The organism is Halomonas sp. (genome assembly GCF_031581305.1).
In the GTDB taxonomy this organism is placed as follows: Bacteria; Pseudomonadota; Gammaproteobacteria; order Pseudomonadales; family Halomonadaceae; genus Halomonas.
On the sequence record NZ_JAVLBC010000005.1, the window covers coordinates 19,482 to 34,404 of the forward strand.

Sequence of the window (14,923 nt, forward strand, 5' to 3'; positions counted from 1 at the left end):
TCATGATGCAGCTCAAGCCCTATGCCAGAACCCTGGCCATTGCCCTGTCCCTGGCCTTCGTGGCCGGCTGTTCCAGCACGGGAGGCGGCCAGGACGGCGACATGGACGGCGGCCTCGCCGGCAGCGACCGCGGCGGTGTGTCCACGGGCAGCGCTGATAGCCGTGGCGTTAGCGGCGATCGCGCCGGCCAGATGGTCGATGCCGACGGTCGCATTCCGAAGACCCGCACCATCTATTTCGAGTACGACAGCGATGCCATCCGCAGCGAGTTCGAGCCGGTGCTGACCGCCCATACCCGCTTCCTGCGTTCCAACCCCAACGCCAGCGTCGTCCTGCAGGGCCACACCGACGAGCGTGGCACCCGCGAGTACAACCTGGCACTGGGTGAGCGCCGCGCCGGGGCCGTCCAGCGCTACCTCAACGTGCAGGGCGTGTCGCCCTCTCAGGTCGAGGTGGTCAGCTACGGTGAGGAGCGGCCCGCGGCCCGTGGCCAGAACGAACAGGCCTACGCCCAGAACCGTCGAGTGGTCTTTGCCTACTGAAGCCGGGCGACACCACGGGGGAGATAACGATGAGACTCGGTCTGAAGAGACTGTGCGGTGCGGGAGCCCTGGTGCTTCCGCTGACTCTAGCGGCACCGCTCCTGGCGCAGCAGCCGGTGGTCGAGGACCTTACCGGGCAATCCGGAGCCGGTAGTTTCTACGACCAGGCGGCCACCCGCGAGGAGGCCGGCGGCAGCCTGGTGATCTTCAATCAGGTCCAGCAGCACCAGGAAGAGATCCGCCAACTGCGCGGGCAGGTAGAGGAACTGCGCCACCAGTTGGAACGGCTGCGCCGCCAGACCCGCCAGCAATACCTGGACATCGAGGACCGCCTGATGGCGGCAGGCAGTGGTGTTGACCAAGCCGCCTCGGCCGTGGACGAGGAGAGTGCCCGCCAGGTCGCCGAGACCTCCTCGCCGAGCAATGTCGACCCCGGCGTTCAGTCGGTCTACCAATCGGCCTTCTCGCATGTTCAGGCCCGCGAGTTCGGCCAGGCCATCTCTGCCTTCGAGTCCTTCGTGACCCAGCACCCGGACAGCCGTCTGACCGCCAACGCTCACTACTGGCTCGGCGAGCTCTACTCGGCCGAGGGGGAGCTGGATGCCGCCGATGCGGCCTTCCGGCGGGTCCTCCAGGACTTCCCCGAGAGCAGCAAGGTGCCCGATGCCCTCTATAAACTGGGGTTGCTCGAGGCACGCCGTGGGCGTCCGGAAGAGAGCCGGGCACTGCTCGATCGCGTCCGCGAGGAGCATCCCGACAGCAGCGCCGCCGGGCTGGCCGACGACTTCCTGCGCCAGGCAGGCAACTGAGGGACAGAGGAACCGTAATGACCTGCAAGATCGACTACCCGTCACCTGCCGACCTGCTCGACGGCCGCATCATTCTGGTGACCGGTGCCGGCGACGGTATCGGTCGGGCCGCGGCCCTGGCCTTCGCCGGCCACGGGGCCACGGTGATACTTCTGGGGCGGACCATTGCCAAGCTGGAGAAGGTCTACGACGAGATCGAGGCCGCCGGGGGCCCCCAGCCGGCCATCTTCCCGCTGAACTTCGAGGGGGCCACGCTCAAGGACTACCACGACATGGCGGAGACCCTCGACAAGGAGTTCGGTCGCCTCGACGGTATCCTGCACAACGCCGGCATTCTGGGCCGCATCACCCCCTTCGAGCAGTACAATCCCGAGCTCTGGGAGAAGGTGATGCAGGTCAATATCAATGGGCCGATCTGGATGACCCAGGCCCTGCTGCCGCTGTTGAAGAGCTCGCCGGACGCCTCTTTGGTGTTCACCTCCTCGAGCGTGGGACGCCGGGGTCGGGCCTACTGGGGGGCCTACGCGGTATCCAAGTCCGCCACCGAGGGCTTCGTCGAGGTGCTGGCCGACGAGGTCGAGCATCTGGGCACCCTGCGGGTCAACAGCCTCAACCCCGGGGCGACGCGCACCGCCATGCGCAAGAGCGCCTATCCCGGGGAAAACGAGATGACGCTGCGCACCCCAGAGGAAATCATGCCCACCTACCTGTGGCTGATGGGGGCGGACAGTCGCGGCCACAACGGCGAGAAATTCGACGCCCAGCCGCCGAAACAGGGGTGAGGGCGGGTTCTTCGCGCATAGGCGAGATGCTGTCTAGTGGGAGCGATCTTCAGATCGCGAAAGAAGGCCGGAGGCCTTCACGGGCAATGGGCTCTCAGCTTAGGGCGCCTGTCGGCGCCATTCGCGCAATGAATTGCGCTCCCACAAAGTACTTCTTCACCCGTCCCGCCTGGCGGCGTGCAGTGCCGCTACCAGGGCCTCGGCGGTATCGAACCAGAGGTCGGCCGGCCACGTCCTGTAGTCGTCCCCCTCCTCGACATAGCCATACCCCACCGCTATCGCGGCCATGCCGGCGGCGCGTGCCGCCTGCATGTCACGCCGGTGATCACCGATATACCAGCACTCTGCCGCCGTCGCCCGAAGACGACGCGCGGCCTCCCGCAGGGGCTCGGGGTCGGGCTTCTTGACCGGCAGGTCGTCGGCGCAGAGCAGGGCGCCGGGCGCAAGCCCCAGGGCCGCGACCAGCGGCGCGGCATAGGCCCGAGGCTTGTTGGTGACGATTCCCCAGGGGCGGGCGCTTGCCTCCCATTCTGCCAGCAGTTGCTCCAGCGGGAAGAAGACCCGGCTCTCCTCGGCCACCGCCCGTCCATAGGCCTCGAGCAGGAAGGCGCGCGCCTCGCCATGGCCCTCGGCCTCCTTGACAAGGCCCAGTGCCAGCGTCACCAGGGCACTGCCGCCGTTGGAGACCTGGGCGCGGATTACCGGATAGGGCAGGGCGGGCAGCCCATGGTGGCGGCGCAGGGCATTGGTGGCCCGTGCCAGGTCCGGCGCGGTGTCCACCAGGGTGCCGTCCAGGTCGAAAAGCAGGGCCCGGGGCGGTTGCCCGGCCATCACGTCGTCTCCCGGCGACAGTGCATCAGATAGTTGACCGAGACATCGTGCGACGACAGGGCATAGCGCCGGGTCAACGGATGAAAGACCAGGCCATTCTGCTCGCGCACCTCAAGGCCGGCTTCACGGCACCAGCCGGCCAGCTCCGACGGACGGATGAAGCGGCGGTAGTCGTGAGTGCCGGGCGGCAACATGCGTAACACATACTCGGCGCCGAGCACCGCCAGCGCATAGGCCTTGGGATTGCGGTTCAGGGTCGAGAAGAATACCTGGCCACCGGGTTTGACCACGGTGGCACAGGCGCGGACCACCGAGCCGGGATCCGGCACATGCTCGAGCATCTCCAGGCAGGTCACCACGTCGAACTCGCCGGGGTGGGCCCTGGCCATCTCCTCGACGCTGATGCAACGGTAGGCGATGGCCACACCGCTCTCCTTGGCATGCCGTCGGGCCACGGCCAGCGGTGCTTCTCCCAGGTCGATACCGGTGACCTCGGCACCGCGATGAGCCATGGCCTCGGCAAGGATGCCCCCGCCACAGCCCACGTCAAGCACCCGTCGCCCGGCCAGTCCCGTCCGGGCATCGATGAAGTCCAGGCGCAGCGGATTGATGTCGTGGAGTGGCTTGAACTCGCCCTGCGGATCCCACCAGCGCTCGGCCAGGCCCTCGAACTTGGCGATCTCGGCCTGGTCGACGTTCTCCGCTTCCGGGTGGCTTGCACTCATCTGCTCTCTCCTTGCTGTCGCCGACCTGACACTCTGGCAGGCCAGGCTCGGTCCGGTATCATGAGGTATTGTACCCGCTCCCGGAAGAGCATTCCCACGCTTTCCCGGGGCGCTATATCACTCAATAGTGACAGGGACCGCACCATGATCAACAAGGCTGTTCTTCCCGTTGCCGGATTCGGCACGCGCTGTCTTCCGGCCTCCAAGGCCATTCCCAAGGAGATGATCACCATCGTCGACCGGCCAGTGATCCAGTACGTGGTCCAGGAGGCCGTTGCCGCCGGCATTCGCGATATCGTGCTGGTGACCCATGGCACCAAGAGCGCCATCGAGAACCACTTCGACAAGCACTTCGAGCTCGAGGCGAGCCTCGAGGCCAAGGGCAAGACGGAGCTGCTGGAGGAGCTGCGCTCCATCGTGCCTGCCGAGGTCAATATCATCAGCGTACGCCAACCCGAGCCGCTGGGCCTGGGCCACGCCGTGCTCTGCGCGCGCCCGGTGGTGGGTGACGACGAGCCCTTCGCGGTGCTGCTGCCCGACGTGCTGGTCGACGACGAGGGCATCGAGCCCAACGACCTCGCCGGCATGATCGCTTCCTTCGAGGCCAGCCATCACAGCCAGCTGATGGTCGAGGAGGTGCCCCACGACATGGTTCACAAGTACGGCATCGTCGATACTGGCGGTGAGCTCCCGGGCCCCGGCGAGTCGCGGCCGATCTCAGGCGTGGTGGAGAAGCCCCCTGTCGATGAAGCGCCCTCCAACCTGGCGGTGATCGGCCGCTATGTGCTGCCGGGTCGCATCTTCTCGCTGCTCGCCGATACCCCGCCGGGGGCCGGTAACGAGATCCAGCTCACCGATGCCATCGAGACCCTGCGTCGCGAGGAGGGCGTGGATGCCTGGCGGATGCGTGGCAAGACCTACGACTGTGGCCATCAGCTGGGCTACCTGGAAGCGATCCTCGCCTATGGTCGCCGCCATGCGCGCTACGGCCAGGGGTTTCGTGAGCTGCTGACGCGCTACGCCAGAGAGGAGTGAGGCCCATGCGGGTACTGATTCATGGCAGCGAGTTGGCCGCCGCCACTGCCGCAGCGGCGCTCTCCTGGGTCGGCCACCGGGTGACCTGGCTACCCCACGCCTCGGCAGACTGGCCGGCACTCTCCACCAGCGGCTGGTTGACCAGCGAACCGGAACTGATGCGCCGTCTCGAGGAAGGCTTGGACCAAGGCAGCCTGCGCCTGGTCGCCGACGAGCAGGACGCCGCCGGTGGCGAGCCCTTCGACGTGCTCTGGCTCGCCGTCTCGCCGGACCAGCGCCAGGACGCCGCCGACAGCGTCGCGCGACTGATGACCGGTCTCTGCCCCGGGGCGGCGCTGGTCAACAACTCCACCTTCCCGGTGGGGGAGACCGAGCAACTGGAGTCACGACTGGACGGCTGTCGGGCAGTCGCCCTGGCCGACCTGCTCGAGGAGGGGCGCGCCTGGGAGACCTTCACCCGGCCCTCCCGCTGGCTGCTGGGCTGTGACGACGACGGGGCGGAGCGACAGGTGCGCGAGCTGCTGCGCGCCTTCAACCGCCGTCGTGAGGTGTTCCAGCGCATGCCCCGGCGTGCTGCGGAGCTCACCAAGCTGGCCATCAACGGCATGCTTGCCACGCGCATCAGCTACATGAACGATATCGCCGGACTGGCCGACAGCCTGGGGGTCGACGTGGAACATGTGCGGCAAGGCATGGGCGCCGACTCGCGCATCGGCTACGAGTACCTCTATCCCGGCTGCGGCTTTGGTGGCCCCAACTTCTCCCGTGACCTGATGCGCCTGGCCGACGTCCAGTCGGCGAGCGGGCGCCATTCGGCGTTGCTCGACCAGGTGCTCGATATCAACGAGCACAAGAAGGAGACGCTGTTCCGCAAGCTCTGGGCACACTTCCACGGTCGCCTGGAGGGCCGCTGCATCGCCATCTGGGGGGCGGCCTTCAAGCCCGGTACCGCCCGCATCGACCAGGCGCCGGTGCTCACGCTGCTGCGCGCACTCTGGGCACAAGGTGTGCGGGTTCGCCTGCACGATCCGGCGGCGATCCCGGCCGTGCTGGCCGAGGTCGGCGAGCACCCGCTGCTCGAGGTGTTCCGGGGGGATCCCCTGGAGGCCTGCGAGGGGGCCGATGCGCTGATGCTGGTCACCGAGTGGAAGGCCTACTGGAACCCCGACTGGCCCCGGCTGGCCGAGCGACTCGGCGAGAAGCTGCTGCTCGACGGTCGCAACATCTACGACCCTGCCCATGTCGCCGCCTGCGGCATGCACTACCGGGGGATTGGACGACGCGCCGATCCCTAGCAGGCGCTCGCGATCCTGGTCGCCCCGCATCGGGGCTGACCAACGCAAGCGGCCCCGCCAGTTGGCGGGGCCGCTTGCGTTCAGCCGGTTGGCGCCACAGCGCCGGGCGATCAGCTGAAATTCTGGGCGACAAAGTCCCAGTTGAGAACATTCCAGACGTTCTCGAGGTACTTCGGTCGCGCATTGCGGTAATCGATGTAGTAGGCATGTTCCCACACATCGATGGTCAGCAGTGGGGTCTGGCCATGGGCAATGGGGGTATCGGCGTTGCTGGTGTTGACGATGTCGACGCCGCCGTCATCGGTCTTGATCAGCCAGGTCCAGCCGGAGCCGAAGTTGCCCGCGGCCTGGGCGTTGAAGGTTTCCTTGAACTTGTCGAAGGATCCGAACTTGGCATTGATGGCCTCGGCCAGCGCGCCGCTCGGCTCACCGCCACCGTTGGGCGACAGGCAGTGCCAGTAGAAGGTGTGGTTCCAGACCTGGGCCGCCTGGTTGAACAGGCCACCGGATGAAGACTTGATGATCTCCTCCAGGGACTTGTTGGCATCGTCGGTGCCGTCGGTCAGCTCGTTGAGCTTGTTCACGTAGGTCTGGTGGTGTTTGCCGTAGTGATACTCGAGGGTCTCGGCGGAGATGTGCGGTTCCAGCGCGTTCTTCTCGTAAGGCAGTGCGGGCAGTTCGAATGCCATCGAATCTCTCTCCTTGTCGTCATCGGTCTCGGTACAGCACACCATGGTGCGGCATCGGAACGTCGGGGTTCAAGGCCCGTCAGCTGGCGTTGACGTGCCCCGTGCGTTTCGATGACAAAAAACCTTACACTATCAGGACGATGTGTCGGTGCTGTCGCGGCATCATAGCACCCGGCCCCGGGGGCGCCAATCCAACCGGCCCCGGCCGGCGCCACCGGCCACCCAGTTCACCAGAGAAGGAGTTCGTCATGGCAGAGCGCCCGGAGACCTCCCGGTCCCCCCGGCCGATCGTACCGGACCCGGATGCCAGCCTGTCGGCGCAACGCTGGCGTCAGCCTCCCCCCCCGCGGGTATGGCCCCTGTGGCTGCTGGTGCTGTTGCTCATTGCCGCCTGTGCCGCCCTGGCCTGGGCCGGCTGGCAGGAGCGGGCGCGCCTGCAGGCCGAACTCGCCCGGGTCAGCGGTGAACTCTCCAACGTGCATGCCCGCTTCGACGCGGAAGAGGGCCGGGGGGATGCCCTCACCACGCTGCAGGATCGCCTGGACGAGCTGGCCAACCTGGAAGTCGAGCTCGATGCGGTGATCGACGGGCGCCTGGCCACGCTCGAGACGCAGCGGGCAGAGCGTCTGGCGCCACTCGAGCAGGCGATCGATGCCCTCGAGACTCGGCTAGCGTCGCTCAGCGAGGAAGCCGAGACGCGGGATGCCACCCTGGCCGCGACCCGGACCTCCCTGGATGCCTTGGAGCGGGTGGGCGAAGAGGGGCGAGCCGCGCTACGCGAGCGCCTGGTCGCCCTCGATGAGGCCCGCGAGGCGGGGAGTGACCGCCGCGAGACCTTGGCTGCAGCACTGGAGGCCCTGGAAGGACGCGTTGCCGACCAAGGTGATGCCCATCAATCGCGCCTGGCATTTCTGGAAGAAGCGCTGTCGGAACTCGAGGCCGGCGTTGAAGCTCTGACGGGATCACGCGATGATGCGAAGGAACGGATAGCGTCGCTGGGCAACCGGCTTCGGGACGTCGAGTCCGGGCTTCGCGAGCTGCGCCAGTCGCAACTCGCGTTGAGTGCCCAGCTCGAGGTCCTGCGCCAGTGACATGTCGCCAGTCAGGAAGCGTTACCAATGGATGATCGCGTGTTCACACGCCTGGGAATGGCGGCAGTCTGCCTGGGCCTCGCGCCCGGCGCCCTGGCCCTCGAGGCAAGTATCGAGGGCGTCGAGGATCCGCTGGCGGAGAACATTCGCCTTTACCTCGATGGGCTCGAGGCCGAGCAGTACAGTCCCGCTCGTCTGGAGAGCGAGGTACTGCGGCGCAGCAGTGAGGCGCTGCGGGTCTTTGGCTACTACTCGCCCCGGATCGAACCGCGTTTCGACGATCCCGAGGCACCGACTCGGGTGACCCTGGCCATCAGTCCCGGAGAGCCGGTGCGGATCGAGGTCCTCTCGCTCTCAGTGACCGGCGACGCCGCGGAGGATGCCCTCTTCACCGAGGCGATCGAGGCCTTCCCCCTGTCGGAGGGAGACCGCTTGCGCCATGCCCCCTTCGACAGTTTGCGCAGCCGGCTCGCGAACCTGGCCCTCGAGCGCGGCTATTTCGATTGGCGCTTTGCCAATCGCCGGATGGAGGTCAGGCCCTATGCCAATAGCGCCCGGCTCTACCTGGCACTGGATAGCGGAAAGCGTTACCGCTTCGGTGACGTGACCTTCCAGGGGCATCATATCGAGCCCTCGCGGCTGAAAACCCTGGCTCCCTTCACCAGCGGGCAAGCCTACCTGGCGAGCGAGGTGGCCAGGTTCAATCAGCGCCTGGGCCAGACAGAGTGGTTCGCCTCGGTGAACGTGCGCCCGCGCCTCGACCGGGAACTGGCCCGACTGGCACTGCCGGATGCCGAGCGGGGCTGGTGGCAGTTCCTCGATATCGAGGGCATGGGGTCCGTCGACCCTGGGCCGCGTATCGCTTCCGAGGCGCTGGTGGCGTCCGCCGGCCTGCAGCGCCCCGCCGCCCCCGAGGTGCCGATCGACGTGGTGGTGACCCCCGCCGACCGCCACCAGTTCGAGGTGGGGGTGGGCTATGCCACCGACGTGGGCCCCCGGCTGCATTTCGCCTGGAACCAGCCCTGGATCAACCACTACGGCCATGGTCTGGATCACGACCTCTACCTCTCGGGGCCGGAGCAGCAGTTCACCGGGGTCTATACCCTGCCGCTGGCCGACCCGCTGCGTGACAGCTACCGCTTCCAGTACGGCCTGCGCAACAAGGATAACGAGGACACCCGAACCCTGGAGAGCACGGTGGAGGCGGCCCGTCGCTGGACGTTCGACAACGGCTGGGAGCAGACCCTCTACCTGCGCGGCACCTACGAGGACTTCACCCAGGCCGGCGTCTCCAACCAGGTGCTGCTGCTCTATCCCGGCATCAGCTGGTCACGTACCCGCACCCGCCATCCCACCTTTCCCACCTGGGGTGATCGACAGCGTCTTTCCGTGGAGTATTCCAGCGACTGGTGGGGCTCGGCTGCCGAGTTCCTGCGCCTCACCGGCGACAGCGAATGGATCCGCATGCTTGGCGACGATAACCGCTTCGTCGGCCGGGTCGGTGTCGGCAGCATCACCACCGACGACTTCGCGGATGTGCCGCCCTCGCTGCGCTTCTTCACCGGCGGCGATCGCAGCGTGCGCGGCTACGCCTTCGAGAGCCTCGCCGCCGAGAACGACAATGGCCGGCTGGTGGGCGGCGAGCAACTGTTCACCGCGAGTCTGGAGGCCCAGCGCCGCATCACCGGCAAGTGGTGGGCGGCAAGCTTCGTCGACACCGGCGATGCCTTCAGCGACTGGAGCCCGGGCGACCTCAATACCGGCGCCGGCCTCGGCGTACGCTGGATCTCTCCCGTCGGCCCGATTCGCCTCGATATTGCCCACCCCTTTGACGTGGAGGATGCCTTCCGCATCCACTTCGCCATCGGCCCGGAATTCTGAGGGTCCCCATTGAGAACCCGTGCATTGTCCTGGGCCCTGGCCCGACTGCTGATCGTCCTGCCAATATGGCTACTGGGCCTGGCACTGTTTCTGCTGGGCCTGGCGCTCTCGCCCTGGGGCACCGGCGTGCTGCTCGAGCAGGGCGCCAAGCGCGGATTATACGAACTGGGGGCCGTGGAGGGCGCCCCGCTTGATCGCCTGGTATTGCATGACCTTCGCCTGGAGGCCGGAGCGGCCCGCATCGCCCTGAGCCGCCTCGAACTGGCCTGGTCCGAGGAGTGCGTCCTGCAGGGTCAGCTCTGCATCGACCGACTGGCCATGGAAGGCGCCGATATCCGCCTGGCAGAAGCCGACGTCGAGCCTGGGGCGGCGTCGGAGGAGGGGGGCGGCGCGCCCCTCGCGGAGATCCGCCTGCCGTTCCCGGTGGCACTGCGCGAGCTGTCGCTGAGCGATGTGACCCTGCAGCTCGCCGACGGGACGCAGCTGACCTGGGCCTCCTTCACCAGCGGCCTCCGGGCCGAGGAGAACACCCTGACCCTTCTGCCGACCCGACTGGCCGAGACGCGCCTGACTCTCCCGCTCTCGGCGGGTATCCGCCTGGCCCTGAGCGAGGCAGAACAGGAAGGGCCCCGGCTCTCGGCGACGGCCATCGATGCGGCCATCGCCGTGCGCTCGCCCTTGACGGCCCGGGCTGCCGCCGAACTGGAGGGGCTTGCCGACCTACCCCTCGACGAGCAGCCGCGGCGTGTGCTCCCCGAGGTGTCCCTGCCGATTGCCGTGGAGGTGCCGGAACTGGCCATCGAGGACTTCGCCATGGCCGGGTCGGTCGAGTATGGCGTGGAGCAGCTGCTGGTGCGCCTCAGCGCCCGCGGCCAGGAGGTCGAGATCGACACCCTGGCGGTCGCCACCGCCGATGCGGATGCCGAGCTGAAGGCCCGCGTGACGCTTCGCGACGACTATCCCCTGGAGGCCCGACTGGCCGCGGACCTCTACCTCCCGGAGCGGATGCCGGCGCTGGCGGGGGAGCGCATCGAACTCGCGCTCGCCGGTAGCCTGGCTGATCTCGAGGTCGACCTGGTCACTCAGGGCCCGGTGGAGGCCCAGCTGGTGGCGCGACTCGACGCCCTGGACCCGGCTCTGCCATTCTCGGCCTCACTGCAGAGCGATGCCCTCCAGTGGCCGCTGCCCGAGGCCGAGGAGGTGCCGACAAGCGGGGCGCAGGAGGAGCCGGTCCAGGGGGACGACGCGCCGGATGAAGCGACCGTCGAGCCCTGGCACGTCGAGGACCTCGCGGTGCATCTGGAGGGCAGCCTGGTCGACTATCGCAGTCGGGTGTCGCTCAATGTCCGGGGCCCGGCGCTGCCGCCCACCGACCTGCTGGTCAGTGGCAGCGGTGACCTCGACCACTTCCGCTGGTCACCGTTGACGGTCAATCAGCTGGGCGCCGTGCTGGTCAGTCGCGGCCAGGCCGCCTGGCACGAGGGTCTCGTCGTCGAGGCCACGCTGTCGCTGGACAACGTGGACCCCGGCCGCTTCGTCGAGGGGCTCGATGGGCGCCTGGGCGGCGGCGGCGAGCTGGCCTTCGTCCAGGATGACGCGGGCTGGCGACTCGAGGTGCCGGGGCTGGATATCCAGGGCGTACTGGACGATCGGCCACTGAGTCTCGAGGCCGTCCTCGCCGGGGACAGCGAGATGCGCTGGGATATCGAGACCCTCGACTTCCGCCAGGGCGCCAACCGGGTCAGCATGGCCGGGCGGGTGACCCGCAAGGCCCTGGACCTGGCCGGCGACCTGGACATGCCTGCGCTGGAGAGCCTCTACCCTGACCTCGGCGGCACCCTGGCCGGGCGCTTCACCACGGCCGGCACCCTGGAGGCGCCAGAGCTCGACCTCGCGCTGACCGGTCGCTCGCTGGCCTTCGCCGGCAATGGGGTGCAGTCGCTCGACCTCACGGCACGTGTCGCCGGCCTGGAGGACCCCGACCTGGCGCTGGCCCTGGAGCTCAGCCGCCTCGAGGCCGGTGGGCAGCGTCTCGACGTGCTCACCCTGAACGTCGAGGGTCGTCTCTCCGAACACGTCCTGCGCCTGGCCGCCGAGGGCGGCGACGAGATGCCGCTGTCGCGGTTGGCTCTGGTCCTGGAGGGCGGGCTCGGCGGCACCCGGGAGCGCTATCACGGGGTCCTGTCACCGCTGGAGGTCGACAGCGACTTCGGCGATATCCGCCTTGCCGAGGCGCTGACCTTCGACGCCGACCTGCTCGCGGGCTCGGCGCGGGTGGCCCCCTTCTGCCTGATTCGTCGCCAGGGGGGCGAGCTGTGCCTGACCGAGCCGCTGGAGGCCGCTGCAGAGGCCGGCCGGGCGGCGCTCGTCATCCGTGACCTGCCCATGGACCTGGCCGACGCCACCATGCCGCCAGGGTGGCGCATCAGCGGCGAGAGCGCCGGCACGCTGGCGGCCGGCTGGTCCGCCGGCGGAGCGCGCTGGGAGCTGGCCGCCGATCTCGACAGCCGCGCCGAGGTCACCGGCGAGGACGCCTATGGTCGACCCTGGTCGGTCCCCGGCACCTCGCTGGGAGTGTCGCTGGAAGCCAGCGAGTCGCAAGCGGAGCTTGACCTGGTGTTGGGGCTGGCCGACAGCGGCGAGCTGCGCCTGGCCCTCGGCATCGACGAGCCGCTGGGGGAGGGCGCTCTCGACGGCCGGCTGCGAATCGATGACCTGCGCCTGGCGCCTTATCGTCCTCTGGCGGCCGGCCTGGAGACTCTGCAAGGGGGACTCGACGGCGATATCCGCATCGGTGGCACCCGCGAGATGCCCCGGCTCGATGGCCGGCTCGCCCTGGCGGGGCTGAGGGCCGGCGGCCTGGAGCTGCCGCTGGAGGTTCGCGACGGGGAGCTGGTCGTGGAGCTGGCCGGCGACCGGGCCGACATCAACGGCTTCCTGATGGCCGACGAGGGGCGCCTGGAGATCGGCGGCAATGCGCGTTGGCCGGCGTCGGGCAGCTGGCAGGCCGCCGTCGACTTGCAGGCCGTTGATGATCCCCTACTGGCAGTGCTGCCGAGCTTCGGCCGCATGCGCCTGGCCCCGGACCTGAGAATCCGCGCCACCTCGGAGCGGCTGCAGGTCCGTGGGGCGGTCGATATCCCCTGGGCGCGGCTCGAGGTGGGGGAGGTGCCCGACGCGGCCATGGCCCCGAGCCCGGACGAAGTGATCATCACCGAGGAGCAGGACCGTCTGTCCGTTGAAGCCGAGGCCGTGGCAGGTGAACCGCCGGGCGAATCCACCGCCGAGGCCATGGCCCGGTCCGGCATGGCCATCGACATTCTGATCACCCTCTCCCTGGGGCCGGACATGCAACTGGAAGCCTATGGCCTGGAAGCGGGTCTGTCGGGTAACCTTGAGGTCCGCCAGCAGAGCGGGCCGATCCAGCTGTTCGGCGATGTCAGTCTGGTCGATGGCCGCTTCCGGGCCTTTGGCCAGGACCTGCTGATCCGTGAGGGAATCATCTTCTTCAGCGGTCCCCCGGGACAGCCGCTGCTCGACTTCGAAGCGATCCGCAATCCCGCGGCCACCCTGGATGAAGTGATCGCCGGCCTGCGCGTCACCGGCTCGGCGGACGCCCCCACCCTGGAGATCTTCTCCGAGCCGGCCATGGACGAGGCCAGTGCACTTTCCTACCTGCTGCGCGGCCGCGCTCCCGACAGCAGCAGCGGTGCCGATGGGGCCCTGACCTCGGCGCTGATCGGCCTCACTCTGGGGCAGACAGGCGGCGCCGTGGGCGCCATCGGCGAGGCCTTCGGCATCGACGACTTGAGCCTCGACACCGCCGGGGCCGGGGAGGAGAGCCAGGTAGTGGTCACCGGCAATCTGACCGATCGGTTGAGTATCGGCTACGGGGTGGGCGTCTTCTCGCCTATCGCCGAGCTCACCCTGCGCTACCAGCTGTGGCGCAGCCTTTATCTCGAGGCAGTCTCGGGGGCGGCCCAGGCGGTCGACCTGGTCTACCGTTTCAGCTTGCCGGGCAACCCCCCGAGCCCATGAGACAACCCGCCATACCAGGCGGATATTCCAACGGATAATGGAGCCCCACCCATGCCACTGCATCCCGACCATGCGCCCGAGGGGCGCGACACGCCGCTGCCGATCAGCGGAACCCACCTGGTCAACGGTCACGCCATGCAGCCCCCATGGCCCGAGGGCATGGAAGAGATCGTGCTCGGTCTGGGCTGCTTCTGGGGGGCCGAGCGACTCTTCTGGCCGTTGCCGGGCGTGCACGTCACCGCGGTGGGCTATGCCGGCGGCGTGACCCCGAACCCCACCTACGAGCAGACCTGCAGCGGCCGGACCGGCCATGCCGAGGTAGTGCGGGTGGTCTTCGACCCCGGCCAGATCGACCTGGAGACCCTGCTGCGGGTGTTCTGGGAGGCCCATGACCCGACCCAGGGCTACCGCCAGGGAAATGACATCGGCAGCCAGTACCGCTCGATCATCCTCACCACCACGCCTGGCCAGCGCGAGGTAGCCGAACGCAGTCGCGAGACCTATGCCGAGGCGCTCTCGTGCAGCGGCAGGGGGCCCGTGACCACCGAGATCGAGCCCCTCGAGGCCTTCTACTACGCCGAGGAGTACCACCAGCAGTACCTGGCGAAGAACCCGGGGGGCTACTGCGGCCTGAAGGGGACCGGCGTCAGCTGCCCGATCGGCTGAACCTCCACCCGGCGGACCAGCCCACCCGCTCCACGGGACGCTCCCAGGCTTCGAGCTGGTGAGTGACCCGGTGAGCCAGCCATGATTTCATCCTTCTCTCTCGCCACTCCACGAACCCGACGTGCCCTCCGTGTCGGGCGAGCTCCACCCGCACCGAGTCGGAAGGTGTGGGTAGACGCCTGAACAATGCCGGCGGCATGAAGGGATCATCGTCGGCATGCAGGATGAGCATCGGCAGCTCGACCTGGTCCAGCAGGGGACCGGCTGAGGCACGCCGGTAGTAATCCTCGGCGCCGTCGAAGCCATGCAGAGGCGCCGTCACGGCCTCGTCGTAGTCACGCAGGCTCGACAGGGCCTCGAGCCCCTGCGGGGTGATCGAAAGCGGCAGTTCGCCACTGGCCAGGCGAGGGGCCATCTTGCGCTTCAGCGAGCCGAGCAGGTGGCGTTCGTAGACCCTGGAGAAGCCCTGGTGGAGGGTGTCGGCACAGGCCGATAGATCCAGCGGGGCGCTGATGACGATGGCCCCGGCCAAGTCCAGG

The 14,923-nt window shown here is 68.2% G+C and carries 13 protein-coding genes; 9 read left to right on the plus strand and 4 right to left on the minus strand.

All coding sequences use genetic code 11. The annotated features are described in order from the left end of the window. The first annotated feature begins 5 nt into the window (after nucleotides 1-5). Genes pal through RI841_RS01045 form a run of 3 tightly spaced genes read left to right on the plus strand, consistent with a single transcriptional unit; the run spans nucleotide 6 to nucleotide 2,133 of the window. A complete protein-coding gene (pal, locus tag RI841_RS01035) occupies nucleotides 6-542 on the plus strand; it encodes a peptidoglycan-associated lipoprotein Pal (RefSeq protein WP_310703692.1) in 537 nt (178 codons plus the stop codon). Between the two features lie 29 nt (nucleotides 543-571). Further along, nucleotides 572-1,351: a tol-pal system protein YbgF gene (gene ybgF / locus RI841_RS01040; protein WP_310703678.1), complete on the plus strand. Its 780-nt coding sequence runs from the start codon at nucleotides 572-574 to the stop codon at nucleotides 1,349-1,351. Between the two features lie 17 nt (nucleotides 1,352-1,368). Beyond that, a complete protein-coding gene (locus RI841_RS01045) occupies nucleotides 1,369-2,133 on the plus strand; it encodes a YciK family oxidoreductase (protein WP_310703679.1) in 765 nt (254 codons plus the stop codon). Nucleotides 2,134-2,289: 156 nt separating this feature from the next. Here RI841_RS01045 and RI841_RS01050 read toward each other — a convergent pair whose 3' ends face one another. Further along, a complete protein-coding gene (locus tag RI841_RS01050; protein ID WP_310703681.1) occupies nucleotides 2,290-2,964 on the minus strand; it encodes an HAD-IA family hydrolase in 675 nt (224 codons plus the stop codon). Continuing rightward, nucleotides 2,964-3,689 (minus strand): bifunctional 2-polyprenyl-6-hydroxyphenol methylase/3-demethylubiquinol 3-O-methyltransferase UbiG, encoded by a 726-nt coding sequence (gene ubiG, locus RI841_RS01055; protein ID WP_310703682.1) that lies wholly within the window; start codon nucleotides 3,687-3,689, stop codon nucleotides 2,964-2,966. Before ubiG ends, RI841_RS01050 begins: the two co-directional genes overlap by 1 nt. Before the next feature lie 144 nt (nucleotides 3,690-3,833). Here ubiG and galU point away from each other — a divergent pair, with 144 nt between their 5' ends. Both galU and RI841_RS01065 read left to right on the plus strand, forming a co-directional pair. Continuing rightward, nucleotides 3,834-4,724: a UTP--glucose-1-phosphate uridylyltransferase GalU gene (galU, locus tag RI841_RS01060; protein WP_310703683.1), complete on the plus strand. Its 891-nt coding sequence runs from the start codon at nucleotides 3,834-3,836 to the stop codon at nucleotides 4,722-4,724. Nucleotides 4,725-4,729: 5 nt separating this feature from the next. Continuing rightward, nucleotides 4,730-6,019, plus strand: a complete 1,290-nt coding sequence (locus tag RI841_RS01065; RefSeq protein ID WP_310703684.1) for a UDP binding domain-containing protein — start codon at nucleotides 4,730-4,732, stop codon at nucleotides 6,017-6,019. Between the two features lie 110 nt (nucleotides 6,020-6,129). Here RI841_RS01065 and RI841_RS01070 read toward each other — a convergent pair whose 3' ends face one another. Next, entirely contained in the window at nucleotides 6,130-6,708 is a 579-nt protein-coding gene (locus RI841_RS01070) for a Fe-Mn family superoxide dismutase (RefSeq protein WP_310703685.1), read from the minus strand. A 248-nt stretch (nucleotides 6,709-6,956) separates the two neighbouring features. On the opposite strand from RI841_RS01070, the gene RI841_RS01075 reads away from it, so the two are divergent. Genes RI841_RS01075 through msrA form a run of 4 tightly spaced genes read left to right on the plus strand, consistent with a single transcriptional unit; the run spans nucleotide 6,957 to nucleotide 14,384 of the window. Further along, nucleotides 6,957-7,799, plus strand: coding sequence for a hypothetical protein (locus tag RI841_RS01075; protein WP_310703686.1), 843 nt, complete (start codon nucleotides 6,957-6,959; stop codon nucleotides 7,797-7,799). A gap of 27 nt (nucleotides 7,800-7,826) precedes the next feature. Next, nucleotides 7,827-9,680, plus strand: coding sequence for an autotransporter assembly complex family protein (locus RI841_RS01080; protein ID WP_310703687.1), 1,854 nt, complete (start codon nucleotides 7,827-7,829; stop codon nucleotides 9,678-9,680). A gap of 24 nt (nucleotides 9,681-9,704) precedes the next feature. Further along, nucleotides 9,705-13,718 (plus strand): translocation/assembly module TamB domain-containing protein, encoded by a 4,014-nt coding sequence (locus RI841_RS01085; protein WP_310703688.1) that lies wholly within the window; start codon nucleotides 9,705-9,707, stop codon nucleotides 13,716-13,718. Between the two features lie 51 nt (nucleotides 13,719-13,769). Then, nucleotides 13,770-14,384: a peptide-methionine (S)-S-oxide reductase MsrA gene (gene msrA / locus RI841_RS01090; RefSeq protein WP_310703689.1), complete on the plus strand. Its 615-nt coding sequence runs from the start codon at nucleotides 13,770-13,772 to the stop codon at nucleotides 14,382-14,384. On the opposite strand, the gene RI841_RS01095 is transcribed toward msrA, so the two are convergent. Then, nucleotides 14,365-14,923: YheT family hydrolase (locus tag RI841_RS01095; RefSeq protein ID WP_405000892.1), on the minus strand; the 559-nt coding region annotated here is incomplete at its 5' end. The two genes, msrA and RI841_RS01095, sit on opposite strands and share 20 nt — an antisense overlap.